Here is a 16,936-nt window from a genome sequence, read left to right on the forward strand (position 1 = left end):
CACCCCCCTGTGGACAACCTCCGCACCCGTCCCCCGCGACCTGGCAGCATGGCAGGGTGACAGCAGCAACGCATTCCACCCTCTTCCCCCGGGTCCCCGAGTCCGCGGACGCCGTGCTCGACGGGCTCGACCCGGAGCAGCGCGAGGTCGCGCTGGCCCTGAGCGGTCCTGTGTGCGTGCTGGCCGGAGCCGGTACGGGGAAGACGCGAGCCATCACGCACCGCATCGCCTACGGGGTGCGGGCCGGGATCCTCCAGCCGACGACCGTGCTCGCCGTCACCTTCACCAACCGGGCCGCGGGCGAGATGCGGGGCCGGCTCCGCCAGCTCGGCGCGAGCGGTGTGCAGGCGCGGACCTTCCACTCCGCGGCCCTCCGCCAGCTCCAGTACTTCTGGCCGAAAGCCGTCGGTGGCGAGCTGCCGCGCCTGGTCGAACGCAAGGTCCAGCTGGTCGCCGAGGCGGCGGCCCGCTGCGGAGTCCGGCTCGACCGCAACGAGCTGCGGGACGCCACGAGCGAGATCGAGTGGGCCAAGGTCACCCAGACCGTGCCCGCCGACTACCCGGCCGCGGTGGCAAAGACCCAGCGGGACGCACCACGCGATCCGGCCGAGCTCTCGCAGATCTACGCGATGTACGAGCAGCTCAAGCGCGACCGGTCCGTGATCGACTTCGAGGACGTCCTGCTCCTCACCGTCGGCATACTCCAGGACCGCCACGACATCGCCGACCACGTGCGCCGGCAGTACCAGCACTTCGTCGTCGACGAGTACCAGGACGTCAGCCCGCTCCAGCAGCGGCTTCTCGACCTCTGGCTCGGCGACCGGGACAATCTCTGCGTCGTCGGTGACGCCAGCCAGACGATCTACTCCTTCACCGGGGCCACCCCCGACCATCTGCTGAACTTCCGCACGCGCCATCCGGACGCGACCGTGGTCAAGCTGGTGCGGGACTACCGCTCCACACCCCAGGTCGTCCAGCTGGCCAACGGCCTGCTGAGCCAGGCCCGCGGAAGGGCCGCGGAACACCGGCTGGAGCTGGTCTCGCAGCGGGACAAGGGCCCCGAGCCCGTCTACGCGGAGTACGCGGACGAGCCCGCGGAGGCCGAGGGCACCGCCCGCCGCATCCGCGAACTGATCGCCGCGGGTGTCCCGGCCGGCGAGATCGCCGTGCTGTACCGGGTCAATTCCCAGTCCGAGGTCTACGAGCAGGCCCTCGCGGACGCGGGCGTGCCCTACCAGCTGCGCGGCGCGGAGCGCTTCTTCGACCGCGCCGAGGTGCGGGAGGCGGGGGTGGCCCTGCGTGGCGCGGCCCGCGCGGGGGGCAACGACTCCCTGCTCGACGGGGCCGACGACCTTCCGTCCGAGGTGCGGGCGGTGCTCTCCACCAAGGGCTGGACGTCCAAACCACCCACCGGATCGGGCGCGGTGCGGGACCGATGGGAATCACTGGCCGCGCTCGTGCGGCTGGCCGAGGACTTCGAACAGGCCAGGCCGGGCGCCACGCTCTCCGACCTCGTGGCCGAGCTCGACGAGCGGGCCGCCGCCCAGCACGCCCCCACCGTCCAGGGCGTCACGCTGGCCTCACTGCACTCGGCGAAGGGCCTGGAGTGGGACGCCGCGTTCCTGGTCGGGCTCACCGAGGGCATGATGCCGATCGCCTATGCCAAGACCGATGAACAGGTCGAGGAGGAACGCCGGCTGCTGTACGTCGGTGTCACGCGGGCCCGCTTCCACCTGTCGCTGTCCTGGGCCCTGTCCCGCTCGCCCGGCGGCCGCGCGGGACGCCGCCCGACCCGCTTCCTGAACGGGCTGCGGCCCGGTTCGGCCGTGCTCGGCGCCCGGGGCGGCGCCGGGGGAGGCGGCGGCATTGACCGCGGCTCCGGCACAGGGACGGGCTCGCGCGGCGGGAACACGGGACCGGCGGCGGCGAGCCGGCGACGTGGCCCGGTGCGCTGCAGGGTCTGCGGCAGGACCCTCACCGAAGCCGGTGAGATGAAGCTGATGCGCTGCGAGGACTGCCCATCGGACATGGACGAGGGGCTGTACGAGCGGCTGCGCGAGTGGCGCGCGCGCCGGGCGAAGGAGATCAGCCAGCCCGCCTACTGCGTGTTCACCGACAAGACCCTGATGGCGATCGCCGAGACCGTGCCGGACACCGAGGGCGAGCTCGTCGTCATCGCCGGTGTCGGGAACCGGAAGCTGACGAGGTTCGGGGCCGATGTGCTGGCCATCTGCGCAGGTCGGACCCTGGGCGAGGGTTCCCCGGAGGACGACGGCGACGTGTGAGAAAAACTCGTCGAAAAAATAGTTTGCGCCCGCAGCAGTCATCACCATAGGTTCTTAACCACGGGAACAGCGACTTCTTCTCTGAAGCCCTGAGTCCGTGCTGTACTTATCCGAATACCGCAGGACCGGCCCCGGCCGGTCCCCCGAGACGCCGAGAGGAGGCGATTCCTGTGATCAGCATCATTCAGACCATCAAAATGACCGATCTCTCGGTCGTCTCCGCCCACTCGCTCGGCCTCGCCTGCTCTTCGGATCTTTCGCTGCGTGGCATCGGTATGTCCGGCGTTCCCGCCGTCAGCCCCCTGCCCCTGGCGAGCCTGCCCGTGCGGGAACGCAATGAGCGACCGACCGAGGCACCGGCAGCAGCAGTAGTGAAGACACAGGCCCAGGCCTATGCCTTTGCGGCAACCGGTGCCGGATCCAAGAAGCACGCAACGCAGCACCAGCACCACACGATGTGGGCCTTCCGTGGGCCTGAACCCTGGAGCGATCCAGCCTGATCCGGAATCAGGCCGGCGCCTTCAGGGCCGCGGAACCCCACTCGGGATCCGCGGCCCTTTTGTTTTGTCCGAACGGATGAGACGAGACGAAGGAGCCTCGGGACAAGCAGGACCTGGTACCAGCCGCCAACCGGCCAACAGGCCGGCACGACCAGACGAGGACAACACCACCGTGCAACTCGAGACGCACGCCCCGTCCGTACCGCTTTCCGACACGATCTCCCCGCCCGGCCTCACGGAGGACTCCACCTTGATCCCCCTCACCGCGCTCACCGCGCTCGACGACGCCATCGAGAACCTCGGTGTGCCCGTCCCCTGCCGTTCGTACGACCCGGAGGTCTTCTTCGCCGAGTCGCCCGCGGATGTCGAGTACGCCAAGTCCCTCTGCCGGACCTGTCCGCTCGTCGAGGCCTGCCTCGCCGGTGCCAAGGAGCGGCGCGAGCCGTGGGGCGTCTGGGGCGGCGAGCTCTTCGTCCAGGGCGTCGTCGTCGCCCGGAAGCGTCCGCGTGGCCGTCCGCGCAAGAACCCGGTCGCGGCGTGACCGCCGGCCTGGGGGTCATGTCCCCCACACGCACGAAGCGCATCGGAACCATCGACCGTCCCCAGACCCATGACCCCCGAAATCAGGCACCAATGATCACCCCCACGAGGGAGCCCGTCGGCTCCGCGACCCCGGACGTCACCATCATCGGCGCGAACGACTCGCGCCAGAACAGGACCCGCGAGATGCAACTCATCCCAGAAGCCCTGGCACGTGCGCATATGCACGACCGCCTGAGGGACGCCGAGGTGGACCGCCGGGCCCAGCGCCTGGTGACCGCCCGGCGGATGCAGCGCCGGGCGGAGCGTGCCTCGATGCGCGCCCGCCGCGCGCTCGCCATGGCGGTCATGCAGTAATCGCCCCACCAGCGGCACGCGCACCACAGCTGCCGGGGCAACCGCTCTGCCCGTAGCGCAGCCACCCACCCCATCCGCGGGGCCGGTCCGAACAGGCCGGCCCCGCAGTGCGTTGCAACGTCACCCGTCCCGTCGGCGGGGTTGTCGTCGCGAGGTGGACGAGGAAACTCATCACCCGGCGAAACCCGCTGTCGAACAGGTGACGTGCGCCCGCTGCGGCGCCACCGCCGACGGCGACATCGCACCTCCGACCTGGATCTGCTCGGTGGAGGACGGCAGAAGTCAGTACTTCTGCGACGCCTGCTCCCGTACCCACCTCAGGGCGATCGAGAGCAGGCTCGACTCCGCCTGCTGGTGACGGGCGGTCAGCGCTCCCCGGACGGGACGGTCGTGGCCCCGCCCCCCGAGCTGTCATGCCCCTCGCACGGAACCTCCTGCGCCACGTCTTCTTCCTGCGCCGCGTCGTCCCGTACGTCCTCCAGTGCGCCCATCAGCCCCTCCTCCAGCGCGTCTTCGTCCGGCTCGTACTCCGGGACGAAACCCGGGAGCCAGGACTCCAGCTCGTCCCGCAGCCGCACCGTCGCACCCAGCTGGCACAGCACACCGATCGTGCTGAGCGTGACCCGGTGGATCAGCAGATACGAGGGAGGAAGGTTCAGCTGCTTGCCCAACTGATGAGCGGGGGAGCGCGGATCGGCGATCCGGGCAGCCTGGCTGCGCAGCCAGGAGCGGCTGAAGGTGAACTCGTCGACCTGTGCCGGCTCGATGATCGGGAGCAGATACTCGAGTACGGCGTCCGGTGCGAGGGCGATCGAGTCCTTGACGAAGCCCTCCCCGCGCAGCATCTCGTACACGGCCTCGGCATCGCCGTCCAGCGTCATCCGCAGGGAGTCTCCAATGGTCCGGGGGAGCCCTCCCGGCAACCGGTCCACCGTGCCGAAGTCCAGTACGCCCAGCCGCCACCGGCCGGGGTGGCCGTCCGGCCCGCCCATGTCCTCGACGTCCGAGCCCGCCGGGGGCAGCAGCCGGAAGTTCCCCGGGTGGGGGTCGGCATGCAGGAGTCCCGTACGCGCCGGCCCCGAGAACAGGAAGCGCGCCAGCAGCTGGCCGGCCCGGTCCCGCTGGTCCGACGTACCGTCAGCGATGATCTCGGACAGGGGTATTCCGTCGATCCACTCCGTGACCAGCACCTGCTCGGACTGGTGCACCACTCCGGGAACGACGACATCGGGATCGTCCACGAACTCCGCGGCGTGTTCCTGCTGGGACTGCGCCTCCAGCGCGTAGTCCAGCTCCTCCGAGACCCGGTCCCGCATCTCCGTGATGAGCGGCTTGATGTCCATCCCCGGAACCAGCGGACCGAGCAGCCGCGCGAAGCGGCTGAGCTGGGTGAGGTCGGAGAGCAGGGCCTGTCCGGCACCGGGGTACTGCACCTTCACGGCGACGGGGCGTCCGTCGTGCCACACCGCCCGGTGGACCTGTCCGATCGACGCCGCGGCCGAGGGCCGGTCCTCGAACTCCAGGAAGAGCTCCCGCCAGTCGTCTCCGACCCGCGCCGCCAGCACCTCATGGACGGTGCGGGCCGGCATGGGCGGTGCCGCCTCCTGCAGCTTGGTCAGAGCAGCCCGGTAGGGACCGGCGACATCTTCGGGAAGTGCGGACTCGAAGACGGACAGCGCCTGTCCGAGCTTCATCGCACCTCCCTTCAACTCTCCGAGAACCTTGAAGAGCTGGTCCGCGGTGCGCTGCTGGACCTCGCGGGCCACGATTTCCGCCGACTTGCCGCCGATCCGCTTGCCCAGGCCCCACGTGGCACGGCCGGCGAAGCCGAGCGGCAGCGCGGCCAGCTTCGCGGTACGGGTGACCGCCTTCCGGGGAAGATCAGACATGTGCCCCTCCAGTTACCGGACTGCCGTGCCGCGTGAGTGTTCGGCCCTGCTCCGTCGGCGGCGGTCACCCAGCCATTGTGTCCTGCGAGGGGCGGGCCGCGGGGGTGAGCTCCCCCTCACTCTGCCCGGCGGCGCCACAGGAACAGTCGAGGTGCGGCTCCAGCCGCTCCGAGCGCCAGTCCAGCAGAGGCATGGCTGCCTCCCAACGAGCGCCGGTGCTGGCCGGCAGCTCCCCGTCGAGAAAGGACAACGCGTGGGCCGCCGCGAGCCCGGCCACCGCCGTCGCCAGCCCCAGATCGCAGGCCGGTACGGCGTTGCGTCTCCCCGACCTCCACTGCGCCATCATCCGGGGCCACTGTGCATCCCGCTCCGTACGGTGCAGGGCCAGACAGCCCGCGCACCCCGTGCCGCCCGGCAGGACGAGGGGGCCGACCACTCCCGTGGCTTCCATCACACCCGCGTAGAGATGAGGTGTACCGGAAGCGACCCACTGCGCCGCCGTGTCCGCCTCCGGTGCGTAGACCGAGAGGCCGTCCCTGGGGGCCACCACGATCAGGGACAGAGCGGGTTCGCCGCCCGTCGCCGAGGCAGCCGCCCCCGCCGCCCGGGGCGTGCCGCCGACCGCGGACCGCCGGACCAGCTGCCGTGCCGCGGTGTCCCTGCGCTCCCCGACGGCCGCCGCCGGGAGGCCGCCCGGCGCGATGTCCCACGGCTCCGTGCGGCCCCCGTCGAGCACCTCCACCCGGCCCACCCCCGACCCGGAGAGCACCGCCGCGACCGAAGCGCCGACCCTGCCCGCGCCCCGCACCTGGACCCGCATCGCCCGCCGTGCCGCGAGCCTGCGCAGACCGCTGCCGGGAGCCGGATGGACCACGGAGAGTGACGCCGCGTCGGAGCGCTGGCGCTCCAGGGTCTCGGCCCGCTGCCGTAAGGCGTCGGCTTCCGGGCCGCCGGCCTTCGGGTCGTCGAGCAGGCCCGCCTCCGTCAACCGCGACACCAGGACGTCCACATGACGGTCCGACAGATCCAGCGCCCTCGCCTCTTCACGCAGCAGGGGCAGACCGCGTGTTCCGTCGAGGAGTTCCAGAAAGCTCCCCGTCGCGATATCCATCGGCCCCAGCGTCACTGCATGTGCGGGGGTCACGCCGAATTGCACAGTGTTCCGTCCGCGCCAGGCCCTGCGCAGCGCAGGCTTCAACATGGGATGCATGACTTCTCTCCGTCCGGTTTCGCGATCTGTTGCCAGAATGCAACGCGGCGGCGAAACGGGCGGAAAGTTATCCACAGCCCGGGGTATTAGTCGTTCAAATGGTGCGTGCCGAGAAGTGGATCAATGCGTGAGCGTCCGGGAGGCGGGACTTCCGCCACCGGCAGCGGGTAACGTCGTGGCGTGCCCGCCGACTCCTCGCCCGGCCCCGCCGGGGCGACCCCCGCGCGCCGTGCCGGACGCCCTCCGCGCAGCGCGGCCGCCCATCAGCCCAGCGCGTCGGTGACGAGCGCCGTGGAGGTCCGCAGGAGCGCACGCCGCAGCAGAACGGTCTCCGCGTACCGGGAGGGCGACCGCACCATCGTGCTGATCCCCGCCCGGATGTCGGAGGCGGAGGAGCAGCGCTGGGTCGGCGTGATGCTCGACAAGCTCGCCGCGCAGGAGAGCAAGCGTGTCATCGGTGACAGCGGGCTCGCCGAGCGTGCCGAGCGGCTGTCGGCCCAGTACTTCGAGGGCCGGGCGCGCCCCGCCTCGGTGCGGTGGGTGACCAATCAGAACACCCGGTGGGGTTCCTGCACCCCGGCCGAGGGCAGCATCCGGCTCTCCCACCGCATCCAGAGCATGCCGGAGTACGTCGTCGACTACGTCCTCCTCCACGAGCTGGCCCACCTGCTCGTCCCCGGCCACGGCCCGCGCTTCTGGCGCCTGCTGGACGCCTATCCGCGTACCGAGCGGGCCCGGGGCTATCTCGAAGGGGTCGTGGCGGCCGGCCGGCTGCCGAAGCTGCCCACCGCACGCGATGAGTGACGTTCGGTGATTCTGTACCGGGTCTGTACCGACTTGGCTCAATGGCGCGGTTTGCGGTTAGCCTGACGCGACGCATTCACCTTCGGGATGGGGGACGGTCGTTACGCATGGCCAGGGAATTCCAACGCGGCCACAAGGCCAAGATCAGTGATCTCACGCCCGGGACGGATCTGTACGTAGGTGTGCAGATCGCAGGCCCCGGCCTGACGTTCGACATCAGCTGCTTCGGCCTCGATGCCAATGAACAGCTCTCGGACGACCGGTATTTCATCTTCTTCAACCAGCCGAAATCGCCGGAGGAGTCCATTCAGCTCCTGGGCGCGCAGGCCGGTGACACCGAGTCGTTCCGCGTCACCCTCGACCGCATTCCGGCCAACATCCACAAGCTGTCCTTCACCGCGACCCTCGACGGTGCGGGGCAGATGTCGCAGGTCGGTCCGGGCTACATCCGGATCGTCGCGGGCGGCGAGGAAGTGGTGAAGTACGCCTTCACCGGAACCGAGTTCACCACCGAGCGGGCGGTCATGCTCGGTGACTTCTACCTCAAGGACGTCTGGCGGTTCGCCGCGGTCGGCCAGGGCTTCGACGGCGGCCTCGACGCGCTGCTGAAGAACTTCGGAGGAGAGGTCGCCGAGGAGGAACCCGCCGCATCGCCGCAGGTCGCCGTCCCGTCCTTCGCCCCGCCGGCCCAGGCCACCGCGCCCCCGGCGTTCGGAGCCCCGGCGGCCCCCCCGGCGCCGCAGCCCGTACCGGCGTTCGGTGCGCCGGCTGCGCCCGCGCCCCAGCAGCCGGTGCACGCCGCACCGACGATAGCGGCGCCCCAGGCGCCCGCCCCGTACGGACAGCCGCCGCAGTTCGGGCAGGTCCCGGGCCAGGGCGCGCCTCCGGCCGCACCGCCGTACGGCCAGCAGTCTCCGGCGCCGTACGGACAGCAACCTCCCGCACCTCCCTACGGACAGCAGCCTCCGGCCGCTCCGCCGTTCGGTCAGCAGTCTCCGGCGCCGTTCGGTCAGCAGCCCCCCGGCGCGCCGCAGGGTGTACCCCAGGGTGCCCCCCGGACCGGTGCGGGGCTGCAGGCCGCCCTCCAGCCCTACAAGGAGGCGGCCACCGGGCAGCGCTGGACCTCGCAGAACCAGCAGCTCATACGGGTGGACCTGACCATGGGCGGCAACCCGGTACTGGCCCGCCAGGGCAGCATGGTGATGTACCAGGGCAAGGTCGACTTCGGCTACAAGGGAGCGGGCTTCGCGGGCCGCATGGTCGGCAACGCCACGGGCCAGGAGATGCAGCTGATGCGCTGTACCGGCCGCGGCCAGGTCTTCCTCGCCGAGGAAGGGTCGCACCTCCACCCCATCGAGCTGCAGGGCGACGCCATCTGCGTCTCCGCGGAGAGCGTCCTCGCCTTCGACGAGTCGCTGCAGTACGAGGTGCGCAGGATCGAGGGCCACGGGATTCCCGGCGGCGCCCTGTTCACCATGCAGTTCCAGGGCACCGGCACCGTGGTCGTCAAGACCCACGGCGTCCCGGTGGTCCTGCCGGTCACCCCGACCACGTTCGCCGACTGCAACGCCGTGGTGGCCTGGTCGGCCGCGTCCCAAGTGATCATCTCCAGCCAGGTCCGGCTGCGCCGCAACGCCTATCCGGGGCACAGCGGGGAGACCGTGAACCTCCAGTTCCGGGGAGCCCCCGGGAACTTCATCGTCGTCCAGCCCTACGAGGTCTGAGGGAGCCCGTCATGAATCAGCAACTCGCGGGCTTCGCCCCGACCCCCGTCACGGCCCGGATGGAGAACCACGGCCGCACGATGCTCAAGGTCGCCATGGCCTCCGGGCAGGACCTCTACGCGCGCACCGGTTCGATGGTGGCGTACGAGGGGTTCATCCAGTACGAGCCCAACCCGCCCGCCGTCCGGCAGATCGCGTCCCAGTGGATCACCGGCGAGGGGGCGCCCCTGATGAAGTGCGCCGGTGACGGTCTGCTCTACCTGGCCGACTACGGTGCCGACGTGGTCGTCATCAACCTCGACAACGATGCGCTCTCGGTCAACGGCACCAACCTGCTCGCCTTCGACGGCCACCTCACCTGGGGTGTCGAGCGGGTCAAGGGGCTGGCCAAATTCGCCGGCCAGGGCCTGTGGAACGTCGCCATCCAGGGCACGGGATGGGTCGCCATCACCTCACGCGGCACGCCGATCGTCGTCGACTGCGGCCGGGGCGAGGACGAGACGTACGTCGACCCCGACGCGCTCGTCGCCTGGTCCCCGAACCTGAAGGTCAAGGGCAAGCGCAGCTTCAAGGCCGGCTCGCTCATCGGGCGCGGCAGCGGAGAGGCGTACCAGATGGCCTTCTCGGGCCAGGGAATCGTCGTCGTCCAGCCGAGCGAGGACAGTACCGACCGCCTGCGGGTCCGGAACTGAGCGGGGGGAGAACACATCATGCAGAGTCCGCTTTTCAGCCACACCGAACAGCAGTCGCAGGACCGGTACACCGTCCAGAACCCGCAGCTCCTGCGGGTCTTGCTGACCGGCCACGACGACGTCCTCGCACGCAAGGGCGCCATGGTCGCCTACCAGGGGCTCATGGAGTTCGACGGCGAGTACCAGTCGCAGGGACAGCGCCGCGCCCGCAGGAACACGGGTGAGGGCCTGGACCTGATGCGCTGCTCGGGCCAGGGGACGGTCTACCTGGCCAATCTCGCCCAGTACATCCACGTGGTCGACGTCGACCACGAGGGCATGACGGTCGACAGCGCCTACGTCCTGGCGCTGGACTCCTCGCTGCACACCGAGGTCATCGCGGTGGACAGCCAGTACGGGATCTCCGGCACCGGCAAATACCAGCTCAACATCACAGGGAACGGCAAGGTCGCGCTGATGACCTCCGGCCAGCCGCTGATGATGCCGGTCACGCCGGACAAGTACGTCAACGCCGATGCCGATGCGATCGTCGCCTGGTCGAGCGGGCTGAGAGTCCAGATGCAGGCCCAGACCCACTCCTCGGGCGTGTTCCGGCGCCGAGGCAATACGGGGGAGGGCTGGGAACTGAGCTTCCTGGGCCAGGGCTTCGCCCTCGTACAGCCCAGCGAGGTGCTGCCTCCGCAGAACGCCCAGATCGGCCAGGGCGCGGCAGCCCAGTTCGGTGCGGGACAGCACGGGGCGCACGGCCAGAACCAGAACAACTCCTGGAACTGAGTCGGGCAGCCATCGAAGGAAGAGGGGCGGTCTCCCCGCGGAGACCGCCCCTCACCCGTGTCCGGTGGCTAACTGCTGTGCGCCAGGCGTGCGCGGGTGCGGTCCAACAGCCGGACCACGGAGGTGTCCGCCACCGCGGCCACCTCGTCGTACGGGAACCAGCGAAGGTCGAGGGACTCGTCGCTGATCCGCTCCGTCGCCTCGGGCGCGGCGATCGCCGCGTACTGCACGTCGAGGTGCCAGTGGCAGGGCGCCGGGATCGGATGCCGGTCCAGCCGCACGGGGCCACCGGGCAGCAGGGTGAGGCCGGCGATCCCCGACTCCTCCGCGGCCTCGCGCAGAGCCGCAGCGGTCAGCGTGTCGTCCTGCGGCTCGCAGTGGCCGCCCATCTGCAGCCACATCCGCAGCTTCCGGTGCAGCGTGAGCAGGACGCGGCCGCGCGCCGGATCGATCACCAGGGCGCTGGCCGTCAGGTGCCCGGCCCCGCACGCCTTCCACATGCCGTCGGGATGCCCGGCCAAGTGGTCCAGATACGTCCGGCGCAGCTCCGCCTGGTCCGGATCCCGCTCCCCGTACCGCTCGAGTACGAGAACGGCGTCGTCGTGCAGGCTCACTGGTCGGTGTCGTCCTTGCCGTCGCGCTTCGTGCCGTCCGAGGCCTCGTCGGTCGCCCCGTCCTCGCCCTCGGCGGCCGGCTTCTGCGGGCCCTTCGCCGCCTCGCCGAGCATCTTGTCCAGCTCGGAGAAGTCCAGCTGCTCGTGGTGCACGAAGCCGTCGGGGTCGTCGAGGTCATGGGCCGTCGGCAGCATGTCCGGGTGCTGCCACAGGCCGTCGCGGCCGTCGACGCCCCTGGCGTCCGTGAGCGACGCCCAGAGCCTCGACGCGTCCCGCAGCCGGCGCGGGCGCAGCTGGAGCCCGATGAGCGTGGCGAAGGTCTGCTCCGCTGGACCGCCGGACGCCCGGCGCCTGCGCATCGTCTCGCGCAGCGCGTCCGCCGAGGTCAGACGGGGCTTCGCGGCCTCGTGCACCACGGCGTCCACCCAGCCCTCGACGAGGGCGAGCGCCGTTTCCAGACGGGCCAGCGAGGCCTTCTGCTCGGGGGTGTCCTCGGGCTGGAACATGCCCTGCTGGAGGGCGTCCTGCAACTGCTCGGGCTGCGACGGGTCGAACTGGCCGACGACGTCCTCGAGCTTGCTGGTGTCGACCTTGATGCCGCGCGCGTAGGCCTCGACCGCGCCGAACAGGTGCGAGCGGAGCCACGGCACGTGGGCGAAGAGCCGTTGGTGGGCGGACTCACGCAGCGCGAGGTACAGACGCACCTCGTCCTGCGGCACGCTCAGGTCCTTTCCGAACCGCTCGACGTTGAGCGGGAGCAGCGCGGCCTTGCCGGCCGGGCCCAGCGGGAGGCCGATGTCGGTCGAACCGACGACCTCTCCGGCGAGCACGCCCACGGCCTGCCCGATCTGCTGGCCGAACATGGCGCCGCCCATCGACCGCATCATGCCGATCAGCGGCCCGGCCATGGCCTGCATCTCTTCGGGCAGCACGTCGCCCATGGCCAGCCCGACCCGCTCGGCCACCGGGTCCACCAGCTTCTGCCAGGCGGGCAGCGACGCCTCGACCCACTCCGCGCGGCTCCACGCCACCGTCGACACCGAACCGGAGGGCAGCGAGGTGACACCGTCCAGCCAGTGATCGGCGAGACGCAGCGCCTCGTCGACGGAGGAGCGCTCGGAAGCGCCGACGCTCGCGTCCTTGCTGCCGTCCTGCGTGCCCTGCGAAACGGTCTGGCGGGCGATCTGCTTGGCCATGTCCCAGTTGACCGGGCCGCCCTCGTAGCTCAGCATCTGGCCGAGCTGCTGGAACGCGGCGCCCAGGTCGTTCGGGTTCATCGTGCCGAACATCGCCGCGAACGGGTTGTCCCCGCCCGCGCCCGGCCCGATACCGAACGGGTTCGCCGGCCCGCCCGAGCCCTGCCCACCTCCGGTGGGGTCCTTCTTCTTGCCCTCGTCGCCGTTCTCCGGCTCCTCCGGCGGAAGGCCGAATCCGAATGGGGTGTCACTCACGGGTTTCCTCGGCTCGTAGGGCCGCCGGCTCGAACCGACGGCGACTGCCCGACATCACCATCCAGCGTAGACACCAAAGCCCGCTCGGGCCCTCAGTGCTCCGCCGGCTCCCGGCCTGCGGCAGGATGGACGCCACCTGGTACGTACGCGTCATTCGGGTACGTACTGAAGACAACCGCTGGAGACGCCCGGTGAGTTCCCCAGATCCGCAGGTTCGCGCAGCGCGAAACCTGGCCGACCCCTCGCCCGAAAGCAAGCCCACGAAAAATTCCTCAAGAAGCCGGGGCCCCGTCGTCGCGGTCACCGGTGCCGCGACCGGCGTAGGTGAACTGCTCACCGCGCACCTCGCCGCATCCGACGAGATCAAGCAGGTCATCGCCATCGACGAGCGCCGGGGTGACGTCGCCGGGGCGACGTGGCACATCCTGGACGTACGGGACCCCGCCATCGCGGAGAAGCTGCGCGGCGCGGACGTCGTCGTGCACCTGGCGCTCGACCTCGACCTCGAGACCGACCCCGCCGCCCGTACCGCGTACAACGTGCGCGGTACCCAGACCGTGCTCACCGCGGCAGCCGCCGTGGGAGTCCACCGGGTCGTGCTGTGCACCTCGGCGATGGTCTACGGGGCCCTGCCCGACAACGACCTCCCGCTGTCCGAGGACGCCGAACTGCGTGCCACGGCCGAGGCCACCGGCGTCGGCGACCTGCTGGAGATCGAGCGGCTCGGGCGTCGCGCCCCCCGCGCGCACCCCGGCCTCAACGTCACGGTGGTCCGGCCCACGGTCCTCGTCGGCGGCACGGACACCGCGCTGACCCGCTACTTCGAGTCGCCGCGGCTCCTGGTCGTCGCCGGATCCCGTCCGGCGTGGCAGTTCTGCCACGTCGACGACCTGGTGAGTGCGCTGGAGTACGCCGCGCTGGAGAAGATCGACGGAGAGTTCGCGGTCGGCTGCGACGGCTGGCTCGAGCAGGAGGAGGTCGAGGAGCTCTCCGGCGTGCGCCGTATGGAGCTGCCGTCGGCCGTCGCCCTCGGCGCGGCCGCCCGGCTCCACCGGATCGGCCTCACCCCCTCGCCGGCGGGAGACCTCGCCTACACGATGCACCCCTGGGTGGTCAGTGTGAGCCGGCTGCACGACGTGGGATGGCGGCCCCGGTGGACCAACGAGGAAGTCCTCGCAGCCCTTCTGGAGGAGGTCGAGGGCCGCCACACGGTCGCCGGCCGCCGGCTCGGCCGCAAGGACGCCACCGCGGCCGGTGCGGCGGGCGCGACCGTCGCCCTGCTCGGTACGGCGGCACTGGTGCGGCGGGCCCGCAAGGCGCGCCGTCGCTTCTAGCCCGCTCCGCACCCGCCCGCGGGTGTCCCTGTAGGAGGCTCCAAGGGGGACGGCCCGCCGCCGGGTGAAAGTGCTGTTCCGGGATGTCGGCGCCGTACGGCACGATGGGTCCCATGGCACGCATCCACGACCACCCCGGCGAGCAGGCAGCCCTGGACCCGATCAGGCTGCTGGACATCCGGGAGACCCCGCTCTCGGTCGACGAGATCTTCCGTGCCGTCGGTGACGACGCGGCCGGCGGCATCGCGCTCTTCGTCGGCACGGTGCGCAACCACGACGACGGCCAGGACGTCGGCGCGCTCGGCTACTCCTGTCATCCGACGGCCGGGGAGGAGCTGCGCCGGGTGGCGGAGCGGGTCGTCGCCCAGTTCCCGGTCCGGGCGCTGGCCGCCGTCCACCGGGTGGGTGAACTGGGCGTGGGCGATCTGGCCGTGGTCGTCGCGGTCTCCTGCGCCCACCGGGGTGAGGCCTTCGAGGCCTGCCGCAAGCTGATCGACGACCTCAAGCACGAGGTTCCGATCTGGAAGCACCAGCGTTTCTCGGACGGCACGGAGGAGTGGGTCGGCGCGTGCTGAGCGCAAACCGGCCCGGGGGTCATCAGCCCCGATTTGCGTAACCGCACCCCTGCCACGAGCGTTGGTCCAGCAGGAGGTTAATCTTCTGATCGTCGGTTGCGGTCGCTCATGGTGCAGGGAGGTCGTGATGGCAGCTCTCGCTTGGCTCTTGATTCCGCTTATAGCTGCTCTTGGCGCGGCGATATGGGGAGGGTGGGCAGCCCGTAATCGAACCACCGGCGATGTCACCGAACTCGCCGGCTACGCCAGGTTCCGTGAAGCGATGGAGAAATCGCACTCCGGTTCCGAGGCGGTCTGAACAGCACGCAACTGTACGCAGTTGCCAATGCGGCACCTCCGCTCCCCTTCCGCGTGTTCTCCACGCAGCGAGCGGGCCGAGGACGTCTCCCGGCAGGACCCGGCACAGCCCGGATCGGCGGCCCCGTACGGACCGGCCCCGACGGTGCACTGACAGGCCCTTCCCGTACTGTCGTTCCATGCCACGCCGCACCGCGACGATGCTCGCCTCCACGCTCATCCTGATCGCGCTGCTCTGCGCAGGCGTGCTGATCCCCGTGCCGTATTCGGAGATGTCTCCCGGCCCGACCGTGAACACCCTCGGTGACGCTCGTGGCGAGCCGGTTCTGCACATCACCGGCCACAAGACGTACCCGACGTCCGGGAACCTCAACATGACGACGGTCCGCGTCACCGGCGCGGACTACGACATGAACATCGTCGAGGCCGTCTACGGCTGGCTGGCCCACGACAGCGTGATCGTGCCGCACGACACCCTCTACCCGGACGGCAAGACCGAGGAGGAGTCGACGCAGGAGAACGCCGAGGAGTTCAGCCAGTCCCAGGAGAGTGCCAAGGTCGCCGCCCTGGAAGAGCTGAAGATCCCCGTCACCTCCCGTGTCATCGTCTCCACGGTCCTCAAGGACAGCGCGGCCCAGGGCGAACTGCACGCGGGCGACGTGATCCGGGCCGTCGACGGGACGACGGTCGAGGCGCCCGAGGACGTCGCGAAGCTCGTCACCCGGCACAAGCCGGGCGAGGACGTGGTCTTCACGATCGTTCCCGCCAAGACGGCGGCCGCGGCGGAGAAGGCGGGCAAGGAGCCGAAGGGCTCCCGGAAGATCACCCTCACCACCCGCAAGGCGCCCGCGGACCCGGCGGACCCCGCGGCACAGGACCGGGCGGTCGTCGGCATCCAGGCCGGGACGGACCACACGTTCCCGTTCGACATCGACATCAAGCTCGCCGACGTCGGCGGACCGAGCGCCGGCCTGATGTTCTCCCTGGGGATCATCGACAAACTGACTCCCGGCAACCTGACGGGCGGCAGGTTCGTAGCCGGCACCGGCACCATCGACGACAGCGGCACCGTCGGGCCCATCGGCGGCATCAACATGAAACTGGTCGGGGCGCGCGACGCCGGCGCGCGCTACTTCCTGACTCCGGACGACAACTGCGCCGCCGCGGCGTCCGACACCCCGAGCGGCCTCACGCTGGTGAGGGTGAAGACCCTGGACGACGCGACAAGGTCCATGGAGAAGATCGGCGCGGGGGACACGGCCGGCCTGCCGAGCTGTTCGGCGGGCTGAGGCCGGCCCCCGCGGACCGGACGGATCAGGACTCGAAGGTGGCCGCGAGCGCCTCGGCCAGACCCGGGACCAGACCGGCGCCGGTCAGGACCTCGGTGGGGGAGTCCTTCTCGCGCAGCCGCACGGCCGAGTCCCGCGCCCCGTCCCGCAGTACGGCCACGGTCATCCGCACCTCCTGCCGGTCGGGGTGCTTCGCGACCCACGCGGTCAGCCTGGCGTCGCTCATGCCCTCCGGTACGGAGGCCTCGGCGGACGGCGGCAGCATCAGCCGCTCCACGGTCATGGCACAGCCGACCACGGCGTCGGGCCAGGCGATCGTGGCGAGGAATTCGTCCAGCGCGGTGCCTTCGGGCAGCTCCTCCTGCTCGATGGGGGTGAGGGTGGCGGTCGTCGTCGCGGTGTCGTCGAGGCCGAGCTGGGCGGCGAGGCCCGGCTCCTGGGCGCGCAGCCGGGCGGTGTCGACGAGGGCGAACAGCCGGGCGGGCTGGTCCCAGCCGAGGCTTGCGGCGTAGGCGTCGATTTCGAGGACGGCGACGGTGAGTGGACTCGCGGCCATCGGAGGGCCGGAAGGGGAAACGTTGGGCATGCCCAACATCCTGCC

17 protein-coding genes are annotated in these 16,936 nt (G+C 70.7%); 12 read left to right on the plus strand and 5 right to left on the minus strand.

Going from position 1 to position 16,936, the window contains the following annotated elements; translation table 11 throughout:
- Positions 1-56 precede the first annotated feature (56 nt).
- The 5 genes from OG927_RS21785 to OG927_RS21805 all read left to right on the plus strand — a co-directional run bounded on the left by OG927_RS21785 (position 57) and on the right by OG927_RS21805 (position 4,040).
- Complete coding sequence (locus OG927_RS21785) at positions 57-2,285, plus strand: ATP-dependent DNA helicase UvrD2 (protein ID WP_124281234.1); 2,229 nt, start codon at positions 57-59, stop codon at positions 2,283-2,285.
- Between the two features lie 170 nt (positions 2,286-2,455).
- Complete coding sequence (locus OG927_RS21790) at positions 2,456-2,785, plus strand: hypothetical protein (protein WP_079099458.1); 330 nt, start codon at positions 2,456-2,458, stop codon at positions 2,783-2,785.
- A gap of 172 nt (positions 2,786-2,957) precedes the next feature.
- Positions 2,958-3,326 carry a WhiB family transcriptional regulator gene (locus OG927_RS21795; protein WP_056794033.1) on the plus strand — a complete coding sequence of 123 codons (369 nt, stop codon included), beginning with the start codon at positions 2,958-2,960 and terminating at the stop codon, positions 3,324-3,326.
- A gap of 17 nt (positions 3,327-3,343) precedes the next feature.
- Complete coding sequence (locus tag OG927_RS21800) at positions 3,344-3,682, plus strand: hypothetical protein (RefSeq protein ID WP_124281232.1); 339 nt, start codon at positions 3,344-3,346, stop codon at positions 3,680-3,682.
- A gap of 154 nt (positions 3,683-3,836) precedes the next feature.
- Positions 3,837-4,040 carry a hypothetical protein gene (locus OG927_RS21805; RefSeq protein WP_124281231.1) on the plus strand — a complete coding sequence of 68 codons (204 nt, stop codon included), beginning with the start codon at positions 3,837-3,839 and terminating at the stop codon, positions 4,038-4,040.
- A 7-nt stretch (positions 4,041-4,047) separates the two neighbouring features.
- Here the strand turns inward: OG927_RS21805 and OG927_RS21810 are convergent, their stop codons facing one another.
- Both OG927_RS21810 and OG927_RS21815 read right to left on the minus strand, forming a co-directional pair.
- Positions 4,048-5,571: an ABC1 kinase family protein gene (locus OG927_RS21810; protein ID WP_330320663.1), complete on the minus strand. Its 1,524-nt coding sequence runs from the start codon at positions 5,569-5,571 to the stop codon at positions 4,048-4,050.
- A 64-nt stretch (positions 5,572-5,635) separates the two neighbouring features.
- Positions 5,636-6,781, minus strand: a complete 1,146-nt coding sequence (locus OG927_RS21815) for a ThiF family adenylyltransferase (RefSeq protein WP_124281229.1) — start codon at positions 6,779-6,781, stop codon at positions 5,636-5,638.
- Between the two features lie 180 nt (positions 6,782-6,961).
- Here OG927_RS21815 and OG927_RS21820 point away from each other — a divergent pair, with 180 nt between their 5' ends.
- The 4 genes from OG927_RS21820 to OG927_RS21835 all read left to right on the plus strand — a co-directional run bounded on the left by OG927_RS21820 (position 6,962) and on the right by OG927_RS21835 (position 10,775).
- A complete protein-coding gene (locus tag OG927_RS21820) occupies positions 6,962-7,585 on the plus strand; it encodes a M48 metallopeptidase family protein (protein WP_079099456.1) in 624 nt (207 codons plus the stop codon).
- 107 nt (positions 7,586-7,692) lie between these two features.
- On the plus strand, positions 7,693-9,309 hold the full coding sequence (locus OG927_RS21825; protein ID WP_056794043.1) for a TerD family protein: 1,617 nt from the start codon (positions 7,693-7,695) through the stop codon (positions 9,307-9,309).
- Between the two features lie 11 nt (positions 9,310-9,320).
- On the plus strand, positions 9,321-10,001 hold the full coding sequence (locus OG927_RS21830) for an AIM24 family protein (RefSeq protein WP_056794045.1): 681 nt from the start codon (positions 9,321-9,323) through the stop codon (positions 9,999-10,001).
- Between the two features lie 18 nt (positions 10,002-10,019).
- Positions 10,020-10,775: an AIM24 family protein gene (locus tag OG927_RS21835; protein ID WP_330320664.1), complete on the plus strand. Its 756-nt coding sequence runs from the start codon at positions 10,020-10,022 to the stop codon at positions 10,773-10,775.
- A gap of 68 nt (positions 10,776-10,843) precedes the next feature.
- On the opposite strand, the gene OG927_RS21840 is transcribed toward OG927_RS21835, so the two are convergent.
- Both OG927_RS21840 and OG927_RS21845 read right to left on the minus strand, forming a co-directional pair.
- On the minus strand, positions 10,844-11,389 hold the full coding sequence (locus OG927_RS21840; RefSeq protein ID WP_124281225.1) for an NUDIX hydrolase: 546 nt from the start codon (positions 11,387-11,389) through the stop codon (positions 10,844-10,846).
- Positions 11,386-12,840: a zinc-dependent metalloprotease gene (locus OG927_RS21845; protein ID WP_056794052.1), complete on the minus strand. Its 1,455-nt coding sequence runs from the start codon at positions 12,838-12,840 to the stop codon at positions 11,386-11,388. Before OG927_RS21845 ends, OG927_RS21840 begins: the two co-directional genes overlap by 4 nt.
- Positions 12,841-13,031: 191 nt before the next feature.
- Between OG927_RS21845 and OG927_RS21850 the strand changes: the two genes are divergently transcribed.
- The 3 genes from OG927_RS21850 to OG927_RS21860 all read left to right on the plus strand — a co-directional run bounded on the left by OG927_RS21850 (position 13,032) and on the right by OG927_RS21860 (position 16,335).
- Positions 13,032-14,174, plus strand: a complete 1,143-nt coding sequence (locus tag OG927_RS21850) for an SDR family oxidoreductase (protein ID WP_056794054.1) — start codon at positions 13,032-13,034, stop codon at positions 14,172-14,174.
- A 113-nt stretch (positions 14,175-14,287) separates the two neighbouring features.
- Complete coding sequence (locus OG927_RS21855; RefSeq protein WP_056794761.1) at positions 14,288-14,749, plus strand: molybdenum cofactor biosynthesis protein MoaE; 462 nt, start codon at positions 14,288-14,290, stop codon at positions 14,747-14,749.
- A 476-nt stretch (positions 14,750-15,225) separates the two neighbouring features.
- Positions 15,226-16,335: a YlbL family protein gene (locus OG927_RS21860; protein WP_056794055.1), complete on the plus strand. Its 1,110-nt coding sequence runs from the start codon at positions 15,226-15,228 to the stop codon at positions 16,333-16,335.
- A 25-nt stretch (positions 16,336-16,360) separates the two neighbouring features.
- Here the strand turns inward: OG927_RS21860 and OG927_RS21865 are convergent, their stop codons facing one another.
- On the minus strand, positions 16,361-16,930 hold the full coding sequence (locus OG927_RS21865; RefSeq protein WP_241191753.1) for a PPA1309 family protein: 570 nt from the start codon (positions 16,928-16,930) through the stop codon (positions 16,361-16,363).
- Positions 16,931-16,936: the final 6 nt, after the last annotated feature.

This window comes from Streptomyces clavifer (assembly GCF_036345975.1).
Taxonomy (GTDB): domain Bacteria; phylum Actinomycetota; class Actinomycetes; order Streptomycetales; family Streptomycetaceae; genus Streptomyces; species Streptomyces clavifer.

Bases quoted from the DNA above. Each gene is read 5' to 3' on its own strand.
- OG927_RS21800 (WP_124281232.1), top strand. From the start codon at position 3,344: ATGTCCCCCACACGCACGAAGCGCATCGGAACCATCGACCGTCCCCAG.
- OG927_RS21810 (WP_330320663.1), bottom strand. From the start codon at position 5,571: ATGTCTGATCTTCCCCGGAAGGCGGTCACCCGTACCGCGAAGCTGGCC.
- OG927_RS21815 (WP_124281229.1), bottom strand. From the start codon at position 6,781: ATGCATCCCATGTTGAAGCCTGCGCTGCGCAGGGCCTGGCGCGGACGG.
- OG927_RS21825 (WP_056794043.1), top strand. From the start codon at position 7,693: ATGGCCAGGGAATTCCAACGCGGCCACAAGGCCAAGATCAGTGATCTC.
- OG927_RS21830 (WP_056794045.1), top strand. From the start codon at position 9,321: ATGAATCAGCAACTCGCGGGCTTCGCCCCGACCCCCGTCACGGCCCGG.
- OG927_RS21835 (WP_330320664.1), top strand. From the start codon at position 10,020: ATGCAGAGTCCGCTTTTCAGCCACACCGAACAGCAGTCGCAGGACCGG.
- OG927_RS21855 (WP_056794761.1), top strand. From the start codon at position 14,288: ATGGCACGCATCCACGACCACCCCGGCGAGCAGGCAGCCCTGGACCCG.
- OG927_RS21860 (WP_056794055.1), top strand. From the start codon at position 15,226: ATGCCACGCCGCACCGCGACGATGCTCGCCTCCACGCTCATCCTGATC.
- OG927_RS21865 (WP_241191753.1), bottom strand. From the start codon at position 16,930: ATGTTGGGCATGCCCAACGTTTCCCCTTCCGGCCCTCCGATGGCCGCG.